16 protein-coding genes are annotated in these 16194 nt (G+C 66.5%); 8 read left to right on the top strand and 8 right to left on the bottom strand.

Annotated elements, in window-relative coordinates; translation table 11 throughout:
- The first annotated feature begins 128 nt into the window (after positions 1 to 128).
- From brnQ to CAPI_RS03300, 6 genes are read left to right on the top strand one after another with little or no spacing between them, the layout of a single operon-like run.
- Positions 129 to 1478, top strand: coding sequence for a branched-chain amino acid transport system II carrier protein (gene brnQ, locus CAPI_RS03325; protein ID WP_018016623.1), 1350 nt, complete (start codon positions 129 to 131; stop codon positions 1476 to 1478).
- A gap of 22 nt (positions 1479 to 1500) precedes the next feature.
- Positions 1501 to 2490, top strand: a complete 990-nt coding sequence (locus CAPI_RS03320) for an LLM class flavin-dependent oxidoreductase (RefSeq protein ID WP_018016622.1) — start codon at positions 1501 to 1503, stop codon at positions 2488 to 2490.
- A gap of 39 nt (positions 2491 to 2529) precedes the next feature.
- A complete protein-coding gene (locus CAPI_RS03315) occupies positions 2530 to 4023 on the top strand; it encodes an ABC transporter substrate-binding protein (protein ID WP_083893882.1) in 1494 nt (497 codons plus the stop codon).
- Positions 4020 to 4940, top strand: coding sequence for an ABC transporter permease (locus CAPI_RS03310; RefSeq protein ID WP_018016620.1), 921 nt, complete (start codon positions 4020 to 4022; stop codon positions 4938 to 4940). Before CAPI_RS03315 ends, CAPI_RS03310 begins: the two co-directional genes overlap by 4 nt.
- Positions 4940 to 5734 carry an ABC transporter permease gene (locus CAPI_RS03305; RefSeq protein WP_018016619.1) on the top strand — a complete coding sequence of 265 codons (795 nt, stop codon included), beginning with the start codon at positions 4940 to 4942 and terminating at the stop codon, positions 5732 to 5734. The genes CAPI_RS03310 and CAPI_RS03305 overlap by 1 nt, the downstream gene beginning before the upstream one ends.
- Entirely contained in the window at positions 5721 to 7076 is a 1356-nt protein-coding gene (locus CAPI_RS03300) for an ATP-binding cassette domain-containing protein (protein ID WP_018016618.1), read from the top strand. Before CAPI_RS03305 ends, CAPI_RS03300 begins: the two co-directional genes overlap by 14 nt.
- On the opposite strand, the gene CAPI_RS03295 is transcribed toward CAPI_RS03300, so the two are convergent.
- The 4 genes from CAPI_RS03295 to lepA form a co-directional block, all read right to left on the bottom strand.
- Positions 7073 to 8347: an acid phosphatase gene (locus CAPI_RS03295; protein WP_018016617.1), complete on the bottom strand. Its 1275-nt coding sequence runs from the start codon at positions 8345 to 8347 to the stop codon at positions 7073 to 7075. The genes CAPI_RS03300 and CAPI_RS03295 overlap by 4 nt on opposite strands.
- A gap of 52 nt (positions 8348 to 8399) precedes the next feature.
- The gene (locus CAPI_RS03290; RefSeq protein ID WP_169331503.1) at positions 8400 to 8537 is read right to left on the bottom strand and encodes a hypothetical protein; all 138 of its coding nucleotides are present in this window, start codon (positions 8535 to 8537) and stop codon (positions 8400 to 8402) included.
- Between the two features lie 5 nt (positions 8538 to 8542).
- A complete protein-coding gene (locus CAPI_RS03285; RefSeq protein WP_018016615.1) occupies positions 8543 to 9715 on the bottom strand; it encodes an alpha/beta fold hydrolase in 1173 nt (390 codons plus the stop codon).
- Positions 9716 to 9952: 237 nt separating this feature from the next.
- Entirely contained in the window at positions 9953 to 11809 is a 1857-nt protein-coding gene (gene lepA / locus CAPI_RS03280) for a translation elongation factor 4 (RefSeq protein WP_018016614.1), read from the bottom strand.
- Positions 11810 to 11942: 133 nt separating this feature from the next.
- Here lepA and CAPI_RS03275 point away from each other — a divergent pair, with 133 nt between their 5' ends.
- Together CAPI_RS03275 and rpsT are read left to right on the top strand one after the other, a co-directional pair.
- Positions 11943 to 12440 carry a type II toxin-antitoxin system PemK/MazF family toxin gene (locus CAPI_RS03275; RefSeq protein ID WP_018016613.1) on the top strand — a complete coding sequence of 166 codons (498 nt, stop codon included), beginning with the start codon at positions 11943 to 11945 and terminating at the stop codon, positions 12438 to 12440.
- 149 nt (positions 12441 to 12589) lie between these two features.
- On the top strand, positions 12590 to 12853 hold the full coding sequence (rpsT, locus tag CAPI_RS03270) for a 30S ribosomal protein S20 (RefSeq protein WP_018016612.1): 264 nt from the start codon (positions 12590 to 12592) through the stop codon (positions 12851 to 12853).
- Between the two features lie 64 nt (positions 12854 to 12917).
- On the opposite strand, the gene CAPI_RS03265 is transcribed toward rpsT, so the two are convergent.
- From CAPI_RS03265 to acpS, 4 genes are read right to left on the bottom strand one after another with little or no spacing between them, the layout of a single operon-like run.
- The gene (locus CAPI_RS03265; RefSeq protein WP_018016611.1) at positions 12918 to 13970 is read right to left on the bottom strand and encodes a glycosyltransferase family 4 protein; all 1053 of its coding nucleotides are present in this window, start codon (positions 13968 to 13970) and stop codon (positions 12918 to 12920) included.
- Positions 13971 to 15341 carry a sugar transferase gene (locus CAPI_RS03260; RefSeq protein WP_018016610.1) on the bottom strand — a complete coding sequence of 457 codons (1371 nt, stop codon included), beginning with the start codon at positions 15339 to 15341 and terminating at the stop codon, positions 13971 to 13973. It abuts the gene before it with no gap.
- A gap of 30 nt (positions 15342 to 15371) precedes the next feature.
- Positions 15372 to 15617 carry an acyl carrier protein gene (locus tag CAPI_RS03255; protein WP_018016609.1) on the bottom strand — a complete coding sequence of 82 codons (246 nt, stop codon included), beginning with the start codon at positions 15615 to 15617 and terminating at the stop codon, positions 15372 to 15374.
- On the bottom strand, positions 15614 to 16063 hold the full coding sequence (gene acpS, locus CAPI_RS03250; RefSeq protein WP_018016608.1) for a holo-ACP synthase: 450 nt from the start codon (positions 16061 to 16063) through the stop codon (positions 15614 to 15616). The genes CAPI_RS03255 and acpS overlap by 4 nt, the downstream gene beginning before the upstream one ends.
- Positions 16064 to 16194: the final 131 nt, after the last annotated feature.

The following is a 16194-nucleotide window of genomic DNA, read 5'->3' as shown; positions in this document are numbered from 1 at the left end:
TTGGGAACTCAGCGTACCTCCGGGGTACCCTAAGGCAACTCCACGTCAACGAGGGATATCAAGGAGGAATTCTTTTGGGCTCCACAGCTGTCACGAGTGAGGGCGAGGGAAGAACGCGCCAGGATGGGATGACCGCCGCAATCGTCGTCACCTCGCTTGCGCTCTTCTCGATGTTCTTCGGAGCGGGTAACCTCATCTTTCCGCCCATGCTCGCCGTCGAAGCGGGCGACAACTTCTGGCCCGCCATCCTGGGCTTTCTAGGCACGGGCGCGCTGTTGCCCGTCCTCGCAGTCGTCGCGATCGCCCTGTCCGGCGCAAACGTTCGCGACCTAGCGAAGCGCGCGGGCGCGGTCTTCGGCATCGTTTTCCCCGTGCTGGCCTACCTGTCCATCGGCGCCTTCTACGCGCTGCCCCGCACGGGCGCGGTGTCCTTTGAAACCGCCATCAGCCCGCTGTTCGGCGTCGAGGGCCTCCTGCCGTCCGCGCTGTTTAACATCGTCTTCTTCGGCGTGTCCCTGGCGCTGTCCTGGAACCCCAACACGATCATGGAGAAGCTGGGCAAGTTCCTCACGCCCACCCTGCTCATCCTGCTTTTCGTGATGATCGCCGTGGCTGCCATGAAGTGGGACGCGCAACCGCGCACCCCGGATGAGACCTACGCCGACAGCCCGCTGACCTCCGGCCTGCTGCAGGGCTACCTCACCATGGATTCGATTGCCGCGCTGGCCTTTTCCATTGTGGTCATCTCGACCCTTCGCTACCGCGGTTTCCCCGAGGGCGCACCCGTCGTACGCGGCACCATCCTGGCCGGCGCCGGCGCCGGCGCGATGCTCGCCCTGATCTACCTAGGTTTGGGTTCCATTGGGCGCGTCTTCCCCGACCCCGAGCAGTTCTCCAACGGCGCCGGTCTGCTGGCCAACGCTTCTCAGCTGACCATGGGCACCGCCGGGCACGTCGTGTTCTCCCTCATCGTGCTCCTCGCCTGCCTGACCACCTCAGTCGGGTTGATCACCGCGACCGCCGAGTACTTCTCCGACGAATTCGCCGGTTCCTACAAGACGTGGGCCGTTGTCTTCACGATTGCTTCGACCGTCATCGCCACCCAGGGCCTCGAGTTCGTCATGGCCATCGCGGCGCCGGTCATCGGGTTCCTCTACCCGCCGGCCATCGCACTGATCTTTGTCACCCTCGTCGAGCCGGCCTTCCGCTCCCGCACGCGTTTCACCTGGGCCTTCTTCCTGCCCATCTGGGTGGCCGTCGTGTGGTCGGCGATCGAGACCTTCGTCTCCCTCGGCTGGGCCGCCGACGCCCTGCGCCCGCTGGTGTCCTGGGCACCGCTCGCCGCCGACGGCCTCGGCTGGGTCCTGCCCGTCGCCGCCGCGTTCCTCATCGGGTTGGCCGTCGATCTCGCCAAGCCCCGGACGCCAAGGGCCATCGGCACCAACGAAACTGTCAACGGGGACGTCCTCACCGCCTGAACCTGGAGTAGCGTGGGGGACCATGAACGCACCGCTCTCCCTGCTTGACTTCTGTACCGTCTACCCCGGCGAATCCGCGGCCGAGTCGATGAAACGCTCCGTTGAGCTGGCTCAACGCGCCGAAGCGCTGGGGTTTTCGCGTGTCTGGTACTCCGAGCACCACAACATGCCCACCATCGCATCGTCTTCACCCGCTGTGCTGATCTCCCACATCGGCGCAAAGACCACCACCATCCGCCTTGGTGCTGGCGGGGTCATGCTGCCCAACCACGCCCCTTACGTCGTCGCGGAGCAATTTGGCACCCTGGCGGAGCTCTACCCGGGCCGCATCGACCTGGGCCTTGGGCGCGCTCCCGGCACCGACGCCCAAACCCTCGGCCGCGCCCTGCGTCGCGACGCCCGCGCCGCCGAAAACTTCCCCAATGACGTCGCCGAGCTCGCCGCCTGGCTCTCCAACGATTCGCCCCTCCCCGGCGTGTCCGCATTCCCCGGCCGCGGCACGGGTGTCCCGCTCTACATCCTCGGCTCGTCCATGTTCGGGGCATCCTTGGCCGCCCAGCTCGGCTTGCCCTACTCCTTCGCCTCCCACTTCGCACCGCAGCAGCTCGAGCAAGCCACCGCCTATTACCGGGACAACTACCAGCCGTCGGAGCGCCACCCCGAGCCCTACGTCATCGCGGCGGTCAACGTCACCGCCGCCGACACGCGCGAGGATGCCGACCTCCAGACGACGATCGTGCACCGCAACCGCCTCCGCGCACTGATCGGCCGCAGGGGCCAGGTGCTTAACGACGACCAGCTTGACCTCCTCGCCGCGTCCCCCCAGGGCGAGCAGATCATCGGGATGCTGCGTTACACCGCCCGCGGGACGGGGCCCGAAGTCGCCGAGTACCTGCGGTGGTTTAGCGACCACGCCCGCGCCGACGAGCTGATGATCTCGCTCCAGGCAGGCAGCCACCCAGAGGCGCTGCGCGGCATGGAGATCCTCGCGGAGCATTGGATCCGGGCATAACCCCACCCCGCGCCCCGGCCCTGTGTACGCTGTTCACCCATGAGTTCACAGCGGGCCCCGCGCGTTCGCCGTCTCCATAGCGCCGCGGCGGCCCTCTCGCTGCTTGCCCCCCTGCCCGCCTGCGGGTCTGCTGATACACGGGGCGAATCGGACCCCGTCGTAGTGGCCGCCTCAGCCTCCCCTGCCGGTCTGGACTTCACCACCACGGCGGGCGCGGCGGCACCGCAGGCGCTGATGGGCAACGTCTACGAAACCCTGGTGCGCATCGACGATTCCGGCCAGCCGCAGCCCTTCCTCGCCGAGAGCTGGGACGAGACCGCCTCCGGCACCGAGTACACCTTCCACCTCCGCGGGGACGTGACCTTTTCCAACGGCAAACCCTTCACCGCCCAGGATGCCGCGTTTTCCATCCTCTACACCCGCGACTCCTGGACCAACGGGCTCAAGTCCCACATGGCGCCCGTGGCAAACGCAGAAGCGGTCGATGATCACACGCTGAGGGTGACGCTGAGCCGGCCGTCGAGTAGCTGGCTGTGGTCGATGGGGACGCTGACGGGCGCCATGATGACGGCCGAGAGCATCCCCCGCCTTGCGTCCGACCCGCTGGGCACCGGCCCCTACACCGTGCGCGCGTTCACCCCGGGTGAAGCCGTCACCTTCGCCGCCCGGGGTGAGTACTGGGGTGACTCAGCCAGCCACGACGCCGTGATCCGCTACTTCTCGGACGCCGTGACCGCCGTCAACGCCCTGCGCGCCGGCGACGTCGACGTCGTGTGGTCCATGCAGGCCCCCGAGCTGCTCCCCACGCTCGGTAGCGACATCGGCGTCGAGGTGGGCACCACCAATAGCGAGGTGCTCTTCAGTATGAACAACCGCACCGCGCCTTTCGACGACCCCGCCGTGCGCCACGCCGCGGCCTACGCTATCGACCGCCACGCCCTCAACGACGTGGTCTACAACGGCATGGCCACCGATACCGGCGGCGCGCCGGTGCCCCCCTCCGACCCCTGGTACACCGGAGAGGACTACTACCCCTACGACCCGGACCGGGCGCGGGCCCTGCTCGCGGGCAGGCAGCCCGAGGTGACCATCACCGTGCCGAACCTGACATACGCCACAACAGCCAGTGAGCTCATCTTCTCCCAGCTGCGCGACGTCGGGTTCCGCGTCACCCTGGAGACCGTCGAGTTCCCCGCGGTCTGGCTCTCGAAGGTCCTCAAGGGACACGACTACCAGGCCTCCCTGGTGGCTCACGTCGAACCGCGGGATATCCCCACCCTCTTCGGTAACCCCGACTACTACCTCGGGTACGACTCCGCGCGCACCCGGGAGCTTCTCGCCGCGGCGGAGGCCGGCGACCAGGCCGGCAACATGCGCGCGGCAGTCGACCAGCTCATGGGCGACGGGGCGGCACTGACCTTGGCCAACGCCCCCAATATCGTCCTGCTCGCGCCCGGCGTGGGAGGAGTCGACGCGGACGTGGTGACAGATTCTCTCCCCCTCGCGCCTATCACCCGGCAGGAACAACCATGACCGCCGCCCTGCGCATCCTCGCCCGCTTCGCCGGCCTCCTTCTCGCTGCAAGCGTGCTCATCTTCCTGCTCCTGCGGGCGGTTCCGGGTGACCCGGCGCGCATCGCGCTCGGTGTCACGGCCACGGACGAGGCGGTGGCTGCGCTGTCGGCCAAGCTGGGCACGGACCGCCCCCTGTTCACTCAGTACATCGACTGGGTCGCGGGCCTGTGCACCGGCCGCTTCGGGGTGTCGATGTCCAGCGGCACCGACATCACCGCCCTCGTGCTGGAGCGCGCCGGCGTATCCCTTGCCCTCACCCTCTCCGCGATGGCGCTCGCCCTTGTCATCGCCGTGCCGGTGGGGATCTTCCTCGCCCGGCGCGACCGTACCCCCGCGGGTACTGCCGTCGCGGCGCTGACCCAGCTGGGCATCGTCGTGCCCAGCTTCCTCGTAGCCATCCTCGCCGTGGGCGTCTTCTCGGTCCGGCTGGGGTGGCTGCCCGCCAACGGATGGGGTGGTGTTTCGAACGCGGTGCTGCCGGTCGCGGCGCTCGCTGTGGTTCAGGCGGCGATCCTCACCCGGTACGTGCGCAGCACTATCGAGGAGGAAATGGAGAAGGATTACGTGCGCACGGCCAGGGCGCGGGGGGCGTCGATACGCGAGGTGCTCTTTACGCGCGCGCTGAAGAACGCGGCGCTGCCCCTGCTCACGGTGGCCGGGGTTCAGCTGTCCAGCCTCGTTGTGGGCGCGGTGGTGATCGAGCGAGTGTTCGCCATCCCTGGGCTGGGCAGCATGCTTATCGACGCAGTCGGCAACCGCGACCTCACCACCGTGCAAACCCTGCTCATGCTGTTGGTCGCCTTCACCCTCCTGGTCAACCTCGTCGTGGACCTGCTCTACGCTGTCGTCGATCCCCGCGTGAGGAGGGGCCACTGATGCTCGCCCGACTTTCCCCCGCGCAGCGCGCCGGCGCCGGTTTCGCCACCGCCGTGGTAGCCGTGGCACTGCTGGCTGCCGTGTGGACGCCGTACGACCCGCTTCAGGCCAACCCCACCGCGCGCCTGGAGGGGTCGAGCGCGGCGCACTGGATGGGCACCGACCAGTTCGGGCGCGACGTCCTCTCGCGCGTTATGGCTGGCGCGCGCATCACGCTGGCTGTCAGCCTCGGGGCCGTCGCATTCTCCGCAGCCGCGGGCGTGTCGCTCGGGATCGCTGCAGGCATGCGCCGCGGGGCGCTTGAATCTGTGGTGATGCGCGCCAACGACCTGCTCATGGCCTTCCCCGCGCTGTTGCTCGCCATCGTGTTCACAGCCGTGTTCGGGTCGAGCTCGTGGATCGTGGTGCTGGCTATCGGCATCGCCGGCATCCCCGGATTCGCCCGCGTCGCGCGCGCGGGAACGCTTCGAGTGATGAGCCAGGATTACATCCTCGCGGCCCGCGTGGCGCAGGTCCCGCCGCTCAAGGTTGCGCGTCGACACGTGCTGCCCAACATCGCTGGCCTGGTGAGCGTCCAGGTCTCCGTCGCGCTGGCGCTGGCCATCCTCGCGGAGGCGGGGTTGTCCTTCCTCGGTCTGGGCACCCCGGCGCCCTACGCCTCCTGGGGCCGCATGCTGCAGGCCTCCCAGCCCTTCCTGGCCACCGCCCCCCACCTCGCGGTGTGGCCCGGCCTGGCCATCGCGGCCACCGTCTTGAGCTTCAACCTGATCGGAGGCGACCGTGATCCGCGTTGATCACCTCACCATTCCCGGCATTCTAAGCGATGTCTCCCTCACCGTCTCCCCGGGAGAACGCGTTGGCATCATCGGTGAATCGGGGTCAGGGAAGACGATGACGGCGCTGGCCATCATGGGGCTTACGGACCACGTTGAGCTGCGCGGATCTATCACCGTCTTCGGCACCGAGATGGTGGGTTCCACCGACCGCGCCCGCCGACGCGTGCGTGGGGCGCGCGTCGCGATGATCTTCCAGGAACCGATGACCGCGCTCGACCCCTTGGTCACGGTGGGCCGCCAGGTCTGCCGGGATCGCGGGAGGGCGCGCGCCCTGCTCGCAGAGGTTGGGGTTGATCGGCCCGACGCCTACCCCCACGAGCTTTCCGGTGGCCAGCGTCAGCGGGTGCTCATCGCTGCCGCACTCGCCGACGACCCCGACGTCCTCATCTGCGACGAGCCGACCACCGCACTGGACGCCACCGTCCAGCGCCACATCCTCGACCTCATCGCCCGCGTCGTCGCCGACCGCGGCATGGGCCTGCTTTTTATCTCCCACGACCTGGCCGTGGTGCGTCGCATGACCGACCGCGTCCTCGTATTCCAGGGCGGGCGCGTCGTCGCACCCGATTCGGACTACGCGCTCTCCCTCGCCCGCGCCGCGCGACCCGGCCCGCCCGGCGTCCCCCGCACCCTTGGCCCCCCGGTGATCAGCCTCGACCGCGTCAGCCTCACCCGCGGCTCGACGAAGGTGCTGCGCGAGGTCACCCTTAGCGTGCGGGAGGGTGAGCGGCTCGGCATCGTGGGCGGCTCTGGGTCCGGCAAGACATCGCTACTCCGCGTCCTCGCGGGGTTGAGCACCCCTGATGCTGGAACCGTCCGGGTAAACGGGTCGGTTCAGATGGTCTTCCAGGATCCCTACTCCTCCCTGGACCCGCGTATGCCCGTCGCCTCATCGATCGAGGAGGCCGGCGTGAGCCCCGCCCGCGCCGCCGAGGTGCTCACCCGGGTCGGCCTCGAGGGCACGGGGAGGCGCCGGCCGCGGGAGTTCTCCGGTGGCCAGCGACAGCGCATCTCCATCGCCCGCGCCGCCGCCCCCCGCCCGGGCATCATGCTTGCCGACGAGCCCGTCTCGGCCCTCGACGTCACCCTCCGCGCGCAGGTGCTCTCGCTGCTCGACGAGGCCGTCGGTGACCACAGCCTAGTCTTCGTCTCCCATGACCTCGCCGTCGTGCGCGAGGTGTGCCCCACCGTCGCGGTCCTGCACCGTGGCAGCATCGTCGAGCACGGTCCCACGGAGCGGATCTGGGCGGCGCCGCAGCACGCCTACACGCGGGAGCTGCTTGACGCCGCGCGCGATTAGCTCACGCTCACCTGGCCGTCGGCACCGACCGTCACCGAGGCGGCCAGCGCCGCGACCAGGTTGATGCGCTGCCAGGAGCCGCCCTCGCCCTGCCAGTCCAGCGGGTTGCCTGCCTCGGACGCGGTGAGGCGAAGCACCTCGGCGCGCTGATCCCAGCTCAAATTGGGGAACTTCCCCGCGAGGAGAACCGGCGCGGCCTGTGGCACAATCATCGGCGCATCCGGGTTGTACACGCGCGGCAGGCCGTAGTCGGCCCACTCCCCCATTGTTGTGACCGCCTGCTGTGTCGACACGTAGGGGGCGTCGGAGGCGACAAGCTGCGCAATCGTCTTGCCGGTGCGCCACTCGATCTCAGCGCGCAGCTCGGCCGCCGCCTGGTCCAGAGCGTGGCGCATGCGGGGGTCGTTGAGGCGGTCGGCAGCGGCCGCGTAGCCGGACATGCGCCCCCCGATCACGTCGAGGGGGTAGTGGACCCCCAGCACCACACGCGAGTTTCCGGCCTCGACGCCGCGGTAGGCAAGCTGGGGCGCGACCTCGGGAACCATGTACGCGAGCAAGGAGGTCACCCAGGTCGCCTGGTTGGTGTGCCCAGAAGGGAAGGACGGGCCGGTGAGGTAAAGGTCCTCGGCGCCCGGGGTGATGTAACGGACGATCCGGTCCGGCGCGACGATGTGGGGCCGCGGGTTGTTGAAGATCCCCTTCTCAATCAGCGTGGAGCTAGCCAGACCCCCCGCCCGCGCAAGGTAACCATTGTCCAGCAGGTAGGTGGTCTTGGGCAGGCGGTTTTCGTCCAGCGCCGCGCGGAAGGCCGCCCCGAACTCGCCGCCTAGGGCCGGCGACAGCGCGGTGAGCAGGCCCCCCTCGGAGGCGATGGCGTCCTCTTGGGCACGCGCGACCTGCTCCGGGGTCGCAGTGTTGTTGATGCGCACCACGGTGTCCAGGTTGGCCTGCATCGTCTCCGGCTGGTTCTGGCGCACCTCGGGGAAGAGGCTGTTGACCTGGGAATAGATCCCGTAGTCGTACGCGGAGATGTCCGAGATGTACCCCGTGAGGTAGTCGGGGGTGAAGGGCTGCGGCACGGGGGCGCCCGCGTCGTGCTGCACGGGGACCCCGCCGGTGGAGGAACCCGTGCCCGCGTCCCGGAGCTGCGGGAGGGTGACCGGGGCGTTGGCGGGGAGTTGCAGGTTGACGTCGGCAAGCGGCTGCGCTGCCACCGTCGGCGCGGCACTCACGCTCGCGGCGACGAGGAGGAGGGAGGCAATCTTTTTCACGCCCGAATCCTAACCCGGGCTGGCAATTTCTTCAGGGCAACCCGGAAACCGGCTAGCGCGTGACGTACAACGCCAGCGAGGGGTCTACGAGGTGCTCCTCTGAACGCTCGAATTCGCCGGTTAAACAGTCGAACGTATCTAGCTCCTGGCTGGTTAGCTGGACCTGCTCGCGCGGAATCGGTGCCTGCATGGCTGTCATCGTACTCCCCCAGCCAGATCTAGCAGCGTTACAATGACGGCGCGCCCGTGTTTCCGCAAACCGTCGTGCTGCCACCGATCCGTCTCGTGCACCCGGGCGCCGAGAACGTCCGCCGACTCGAGGGAAAACGACCGCGGCACGTAGAGGTCATCGGTGTAGACCACGGCGTGCGCGCTCCCAACGCGGGTGAGGCCTTCGTAAAGATTCGGCCAATCGTCCTTCTCCGCGAGCTGGCGAGCCGCCCCCCGGAAGGGGCGCAGCGCCGGATCCTCATCGAACTGGAAGGGGAAGATGTGTTCGCCGGTGAGGTAGAACTCGTCGTCATCCGGGGACGCGCTGGGCGCGAAGCCGTCTAGTGTTTCGGAGACGCGCTGCGCCGCCCACGCCGTCGCACCAGGCACCGTCCCGCCGTAAATCGACTCGTGCACCGCGGCGTACAGCGGAGCGCGCTCGAACGAGACGCGGTCCCCGACCTGCGCGAGGAAATCGGTGCGCAGCCGGCCGTTCGGGTGGAACGGAGCCTCGAGCAGCGCGCCGAGCGCGTCGAAGCCACCCTCCTGCCCGAGCGCGGCGCCGATCGTCCGGAACCTGCGCGAGCTGAGCCGCTCCCCCGTGGGCAGCGTCTCCTCCGAGTTATCCAGGTGCCGGCACACCTCGCGGATCGTGTGCTCAGCGTGCGGCACCCTCTCATAAAACACCCGGTGACGCTCCCTGAGCTTGGCAAAGGTCGCCTCGTACACCTCGTCTACCCCGCGGGTCACCGAGGGCAACCCGCCCGTAAAGAAGGCATGTCTTATCGACGCCGGGTAGCGCGCCAGGTAGTGCACCAAGCAGAACCCTCCAAACGATTGCCCCAGCACGTCCCACTGCTCCAACCCCAACGCGGTACGGATCGCCTCGGCATCGGCGACGATCTCGTCCGCGCGGAGCTGGGAGAGGACCGAGGCGCGCAGAAGCAAGGGGGTGGCCCTGTCGATGCGGGTGGAACGGCCCGTGCCCCGCTGGTCCAGCAGGACAACCTGGTAATGCTCGAGCGCCGCGGTGATCCACTCGTAGCGCTCGCGGGGCGCCGCCTGCCCCGGACCACCTTGGAGGAACAGCAGCGCGGGCTTAGTGGTGTCACCGATGGTGCGGGCGAAGACGGAGAACCCGTCGCGTTCGATCAGCATGGCGTTCACCCTAACCCGGCTCCAGGCCCGGGGTCTCACATCTCCGCGCCTGCGAGGAACCGCGTCGATCACGTCTTGCACGGTGGCACGCGAATATCCCCTCGTGGCGAAGATCCGCGCCGCCACTTCAGGGGTATCGGGCCCTTTGCCCGCAACGTTCCCTTTCCCAGTTCCGATACCCGACCGACAGTTGGTCGGGGCAAAGAATGCGGGCGATACGCCTCGCCCTCGGCCCGGCTAACCCTCGTCCGTGGACAGTGCTGCGACAAACGCCTCCTGCGGCACGGTCACCGAGCCGATGGACTTCATGCGCTTCTTGCCGGCCTTCTGCTTCTCCAGCAGCTTGCGCTTGCGCGAAATGTCGCCGCCGTAGCACTTGGACAGCACGTCCTTGCGCAGGGCGCGGATGTTTTCGCGGGCGATGATCTTGGATCCGATGGCGGCCTGGACCGGCACCTCGAACTGCTGGCGCGGAATAAGCTCCTTGAGCTTCTTTGTCATTTTGTTGCCGTACCACAGGGCGGAGTCCCGGTGAACGATCGCCGAGAAGGCGTCCACGGGCTCCCCCTGCAACAGGATGTCCACCTTGACTAGGTCCGCTTCCTGCTCGCCTGCCTCCTCGTAGTTTAACGAGGCGTAGCCCTTGGTGCGCGACTTCAGCATGTCGAAGAAGTCGAAGATGATTTCACCCAGCGGCATGATGTAGCGCAGTTCCACCCGGTCCTCGGAGAGATACTCCAAGTTCTTCATCGTTCCGCGTTTGGACTGGCACAGCTCCATCGTGGTGCCCACGAACTCTTGCGGCACGAGCAGCGTCATGTTCACCACCGGCTCGTAAACGGCCTGCAACTTGCCGCCGGGCCAGTCGGAGGGGTTGTGCACGACCTGCTCGGAGCCGTCCTCTGCGATGACCCGGTAGGTGACGGACGGGGCGGTAGAGATCAGGTCGAGGTCAAACTCGCGCTCGAGGCGGTCGCGGGTGATTTCCATGTGCAGCAGGCCGAGGAAGCCGCAGCGGAATCCGAAGCCCAGCGCCACGGAGGTTTCGGGCTCCCAGGTGAGGGAGGCGTCGTTAAGCTGCAGCTTCTCCAGCGACTCCCGCAGCGCCGGGAAGTCCTCCTGGCTGACGGGGAACAAGCCCGAGTACACCATCGGCTTGACCTCCTCGAAGCCAGCGAGGGGCACGGTCGCGCCTTTCGACGCCCACGTGACCGTGTCCCCCACGCGCGTCTCTCGCACGTCTTTCACGCCCGTGATGAGGTAGCCCACCTCGCCCGGGCCGAGCCCCGCGGTCTTCTTCATGGTCGGTGAGACCACCCCGATCTCGAGGATCTCGTGGCGCACACCCGTATTCATCATGGTGACCTGCTGGTTCGGCCGCAGCGTCCCGTCAATCATGCGAACGTAAGTGACCACGCCACGGTACGTGTCGTAGACGGAATCGAAAATCAGCGCCCGCGCCGGGGCGTCCGCCCCGTGCTCCGAGGTGGGCGGCGGAACGAGCTCGACCAACTTATCTAGCAGCTCCGGCACGCCCTGCCCCGTCTTGCCGGACACGCGCAGCACGTCCTCCGGCTCGACACCGATGATGTTCGCGATCTCGAGGGCGTACTTGTCCGGGTCCGCCGCTGGCAGGTCAATCTTGTTGAGGACCGGGATGATCTCCAGGTCGTTGTCCATCGCCATGTACAGGTTGGCCAGCGTTTGCGCCTCGATCCCCTGGGCTGCGTCGACAAGCAAAATGGCCCCCTCGCACGCCTCGAGGGCGCGCGACACCTCGTAGGAGAAGTCGACGTGCCCGGGCGTGTCGATCATTTGGAGCACGGTTTGCTGGCCCACGAAGGGGCCACTGGTGGGCGTCCACGGTAGGCGCACGTTCTGCGCTTTGATGGTGATGCCGCGCTCGCGCTCGATGTCCATGTTGTCGAGGAATTGCTCGCGCATGTCGCGTTCGCTGACCACTTTGGAGTACTGCAAAATGCGGTCCGCGAGGGTCGATTTCCCGTGGTCGATGTGGGCAATGATGCAGAAATTGCGGATGTGGGCGGGATCCGTGAAGGTCACTTCCGCGAAGTTGTCGATGTGCGCAGCCATGGTCCCGTCCACTTTACCGGCTCAAAATCGCAGGCAAAACACTGCCAAAACCGCTTGTCCACACGTCAACACGGACGTAGTCTGAATGCCATACCGCACGCCCGCTAAACCCACCTCTCCCCAAAGGTCGCCCATGTTATTTCGCAGGTCGAAGCGCCACCGCAGCAGCGCACTCGACCAAGGCCTCGCGCTCCTCAACGAACGTTTGGGCAGCACGCCGCGAGACCGCAGCCACAAGATCGCCTCCCAACTGCTGGTCAAACCGACCGCGAAGGTTGCGCGCAGCATCTATTACGCCCCCGACATGGATGGGCAGGCCGAACCCGGCGAGGTCGTGTGGGTCACCGTGCCGACCAACCCCCCGCAGGAGCGCTCCCTCGTCGTTGTCGGTCGGGAGCACCGCGACGTGCTGGGGCTTCTCATCTCCCCCGAGGAGGATCACCCGACGCGCGAGCACTGGTTGGGGATCGGTTCCGGGGAGTGGGAGTATAACGGCAATCCCTGCTGGGTGCGCCTGGACAAGACGGTGATGGTCCCCGAGTCGGAGCTCCACCGCCGCGGAACGTACATCCCTCCGCGCCGTTTCGAGCGCATCGCCAACCGCCTGCGCGACCATTTCGACTGGGTGTAGCCGTTTTGGCCCTCCCCCTTAACTCTGATAGCTTATAGGGGTTGTCCGCGCCCGGAGCGCCTCCAGGCATCCGGGACGCAGCGCGACGCGAGCAGGACCTTGGGCCCGCGTCTTTCCAGTTTCAACCGACGTCAAGAGGTATTTTAAACATGGCAAACATCAAGCAGCAGAAGAAGCGCATCCTCACCAATGAAAAGCGGCGCCTGCGCAACAAGGCGGTTCGCTCCGCCACCCGCACGGAGATCCGCAAATTCCAGGAAGCTGTCGAGTCCGGCGACAAGGCTGCCGCCGAGGAGCAGCTGCGCATCGCGTCCCGCAAGCTGGACAAGGCCGTGACCAAGGGCGTCTACCACCGCAACAACGCGGCGAACAAGAAGTCCAACATGGCCCGCGCCCTGAACAAGATGGCCTAAGCTAGCGCCACCTTGAACCCGCCTTTCCCCACGGGAAGGCGGGCTTTTGTTTCACCGCCGCGCCTCAGACGACGTCGCGGTAGACGGTCAGTGTCTCGCGGGCAACGGTATCCCAGCTCATCTCGGCCACGCGCTGCCCGGCGCGGCGGATGAGGTGGTCGCGCTGATCGGCGTCAAAAAGTGGGCCTTGCAGCGCACCGACCCACGCGTCAAAGCTCAACGTATCGACGAGAACCGCGCCCTCTCCCACCGCGTCCCTGATCCCCCCGACGTCGCTGGCAACGACAACCGCGCCACAGGCCATGGCCTCGAGAGGCGGTAAGCCGAAGCCCTCATAGGTCGATGCGTAGCACACGACGGTGGCCGCGCGGTAGAGCGCGGGGATGTCCTCCCGATCGACGTAGCCCAAGCCTCTGGCTGGGAAGCCGAGGTTGGGAGCATCCGTGCCCGCGCCCGCAAGCACCATGGGAACCCCCAGGCGCTGCGCGGCCGCGGCGACCACGTCTGGCTTCTTCCTGGGTTCGAGCGTCCCCAACTGGAACACAAAACTTTCCGGGAGGGCGTACTTGGCGCGGACGGCCTCAACTTCCTTCTCACCGGGCACCCTCACCCAGGATGCGGGCGCAAGCGGGATGACGCGAGCTACGCGGCCTGTCAATTCCTTGACGCGTTTCGCCGTGAACTCCGAGACCGCGATGAGCACGTCCGCCGCCCGAAGACTGCGGCGCAACAGCGCTTGCTCACCCCGGGCGCGGGCCTTGCTCATCGCCCAGGGAGTATCGAAAACGGACATGTCGTGGACCGTCGCCACTAACGTTCCGCGCTGCCCCACAGGCAAGTCCACGTCGAGCGAATGAAACACGTCCGCCTGTCCGGCTGGGAGGAGCCCGAACAGGGCGCGCTTCGCTCCGCTGCCGACGGGGCGGGTAATGGCTTTTACGCGAGAGGGCAGCTCCGCGACAGCGTCGGACTGCACGGTGGCCGCAAAGTCGACGTCGGGAGCATCGCAGCGACCGAGGGCGCGAATGAGCTCGCGCTCGTAGGTCTGGACTCCGCTGCCGCCCGGCCGCAGCGCCATGGCGCCAAGCACAACGCGTATGGGCTTTTCTGTACGCATTTAGGACCCGCTCCCCTTGAACACCGCGCCGATGGTGAGGACGAGGATCTTGAAGTCCAGCCAGAGGGACCAATTTTCGATGTAGAAGTTGTCAAATTGGACGCGTTCGCGAATACTCGTATCCCCGCGCAGCCCGTTCGCGGCGGCCCAGCCAGTCAGCCCGACGGGCACGCGGTGCCGCGCGCGGTAGCCGGCAAGTTCCTCGTTGAATTGCTGCACGAAAACAGGCCGCTCTGGGCGCGGCCCGACCAGCGCCATGTCCCCGCGAAAGACGTTGTAAATCTGCGGCAGCTCGTCGAGCGAGTACTTTCGCATGAAGGCACCCACACGGGTAATACGCGGATCGCCCGCAATGTTCCACGTCGTGTCGCTTTCCTGCACGTTCTTAGGTGTCATCGAGCGAAACTTGTACAACTCAAACGGCCTTTCGTCCACCCCGACTCGAATCTGGCGGAACAGCACCGGAGCGGACGGATCCCCCGCTTTGATCAGCAGCGCAAGGATAGCGAAAAGGGGCGAAAGCACGACCAGCGCCGCCCCGCTGAGCAGCATTCCGAGAGGTCGCTTAAGTCGCCAGGTCAGCGAGCGGTACGCGGCACGGCGAACCCGCGTAAGGGGGTAGGAACGGACGCGATCCATCGTGCCTTCGAGGCTGACGTAGTCGGCCAGCTCCGGAACAATAAAGATCTCGGTATCAAGCCGCGTGCACTCGCGCAGTAGATCCAGGATCTCCATTTTGTCATAGTTACTGTCCGCGACGAGGAGGGTCCGCACGCGCACGCGGGTTAGAAAGCGCTTGAGGCCGCCGCGTTCAATTCTCTTCACGGGCAACTCCGCAGGCCGCTCTCCCTCCCCAACGACGTTTTTATCCACGACGGCGACCGGGTACAGCCCCAGCTCCGGCTTGTCGCACAAGATCCTGCCGATGTCCCATCCCGTCGGACCGCTCCCCAGAATCACCGTGCGTTTTCGCTTGTCGACGTCACGCTTGCGGATCGTCCTGATGACCCCATTCGTCATGATGCGCCCAACAACCATAGACGCGACGACGAGCACGCAGTACGCGAGCGTGCCCCGCGACGTCCAGCCCTGATCGGTCAGTACCGCGGAGATGAACGCTACAGCTCCACCGGTGATGGCGATCCGGGGGAACTCGTCGATAGTCGACAGCGTGATGCGATTGCGATAGAAATTGGCAGCGAACTGTAGGCCGATGATCATCACCACGGCCAAGGCGATCGGGGAACGGCCATGGGAAACGAAGCTGGCGATGACGCAGATTAAGGCGTCGCAGAGGCGGTGGGCGGGGTCGAGATCGAACGCCACACGGGTCGGGCGGGACTGCTCAATCTCGCGGTTTTGCACGGACATGGCGGCAAGACACCTTCAGTTAATAAGCTACTAACCTAGCAGGGTGTCCACTGCTTTGTAGACTGAGTCGATCGTCCGGAACGTGTCACGGTTGAGCTGCTCATCCTCAAACTCGATGTCGAGCGCCTCCTCGATACCGAGCATCCACTGCACGATCTGATGGGAAGACATCCCGCGGGCGATCAAGTCGGTCTCAGCGTCGACGGTGGAGGCGTCGATGGATCCCCTGGTCGCTTCGTCGAGCGCGGACCGGATTTCGGTGAGGATGTCAGTCATGGAATCGCCTTTCGTAGTTGGAGTAGGTGACCGTGTCGGTACTGCGAGTCGCAACTTGCCACCGCCACGGCAATGGCGAAGCCCCCGTCGTGGGAAATCGACACGTCCCACGAGCGAATGCCGAGTTCCCCGGCGCGTTGCGCTGCCACCCCCGAAAGCGTCACGACTGGGCGGCCCGTGGCAGAGGTTGAGACAGCGATGTCGGCCGGAACTAGTCCATGGTGGCGGGCGTCGAGGACCTTGGACACGGCCTCCAGGGCCGCGAACCTCCCCGCAAGCGTCTCGGCCCGAAACTCGACAGCGTCGGACTCGTTGAGATCGAGTTGGAGGACGCGTTGCGCGTAGCGCGAGCCAAAGCGCGCGTAGGTTTCGCGGACCTCGCGTATCGACGCAATGTCGCATCCGACCCGGACGGAAGGATCCGCGCTACGGGCACACCTGCGCACGGGAGACGCAATGTGGTCTACCCATCTTGATAGCACACGAAGCACAACAGGACCTCCCGCCACTGCGCTGGTGTGGAAAATATTAAGCCTCCAGTAAGCGCTTTCCACGAACGTTCACAGTATATGATGAC

Source organism: Corynebacterium capitovis DSM 44611 (assembly GCF_030440535.1).
In the GTDB taxonomy this organism is placed as follows: Bacteria; Actinomycetota; Actinomycetes; order Mycobacteriales; family Mycobacteriaceae; genus Corynebacterium; species Corynebacterium capitovis.
This window is presented reverse-complemented; position numbering and strand designations above follow the sequence as displayed.